This is a genomic window from bacterium (assembly GCA_024228115.1).
In the GTDB taxonomy this organism is placed as follows: Bacteria; Myxococcota_A; UBA9160; order UBA9160; family UBA6930.
This window is the reverse complement of the sequence record JAAETT010000677.1, coordinates 1-1,131: the sequence shown is the minus strand read 5'-3', so window position 1 is coordinate 1,131 and position 1,131 is coordinate 1. Positions and strand designations below refer to the sequence as shown.

General features: G+C 58.6%; 1 protein-coding gene and 1 pseudogene. One reads left to right on the top strand and one right to left on the bottom strand.

Features of this window, described 5'->3' with window-relative positions:
- Positions 1–164 precede the first annotated feature (164 nt).
- Complete coding sequence (locus GY937_28155) at positions 165–671, bottom strand: hypothetical protein (protein ID MCP5060587.1); 507 nt, start codon at positions 669–671, stop codon at positions 165–167.
- Positions 672–898: 227 nt separating this feature from the next.
- Between GY937_28155 and GY937_28150 the strand changes: the two are divergent.
- Positions 899–994: pseudogene (locus GY937_28150) on the top strand (type II toxin-antitoxin system RelE/ParE family toxin).
- Positions 995–1,131: the final 137 nt, after the last annotated feature.

The following is a 1,131-nucleotide window of genomic DNA, read 5'->3' as shown; positions in this document are numbered from 1 at the left end:
TCAAGTCAATCCGATACCGCTTCTTCGACATACGGGCCCCATGAATCGGCCCGCGACACGGCGAGAACCGATTGGCTGCGGGGGACGCAGTGCTTAGCATGACAACACTTCCGCCTTTGGTCGATACAAGGGACTAGTCCGCGTCGCGGTATGACGGATCGGCGTTATCCGGCGGCTGGCACGATCTCCAGATATAACTGCGCAAGCTGCGCGAGCGTGGCGGGTGCCTCGTTTTGGAGAGCGCGAACGTCACCGGACAGAGCTGCGAAATCGAGGTCGAGTCGGGAACTAAGGAGATCGGGAGCTTCTTCCACCAGCTGAGCGACTTTACCGAGCGCACTCTGGAACGACTTGACGGACAGGACCTGGCTGTCTCGTTGGACTTCCTCTTGGGTCGGATATACAGCGGCGTAACAGAGCCTGAGCGTCGTACCGCCATCTGCGAGTTCTGCAAACGGTAGATCTCGACGCCATTCCTCGAAACGCTCGTGATTTGCTTCCAGCGTCGCTCGTGCCGGAGAAAGATTGCGGCAGCATGCCTCGGTAAGGACCGTTTGAACCTTCGAACCGTATGGCTCTGGAAGGTTTCGCTCAAGGTACGTCGCTGCGAGATGAAGGCTGGCGTTTGGGCCGAAGCTCCGGTCCGTGCGGTAGTGGCATTCAAACTGCACTGTTCGCTCCGCCGGATAACGGATCGGGCTTCAGCGGCGTGGCAACCGTTACCCCACCGACCGGCACGAACTTCTGAGCCCCATGATGCCACCGAAATTCCGAATTTGGAACCAGCTGTTGCCACGTCCGCTGCAAGCGCTGGTTATGCCGCACCTGGCTACGAAGGCACGCGTTACCCGGGTGGGGTGCTATTGCGACATATCATATCTGATATATACTGACCCTGATGGCCGATACTACGAAGCCCCTGGTGTGGCTCCACGGAGAGGTCCGAACGCCACCGTTCTCGCGGGAGGCGAGGGTGGAGGCGGGCGTCTTGCTTAGCCCGAATAATTCATGAAGAAGTCGCGTTCCTGAATTGAAGAAGGCCCCAGTTGCGGTAGAAACGTGTTGCGACACGCGTTTCCCCTCAACAAGGGCCCCTTCATGAAGCCGGATACTACCGCACAGACTGTCACC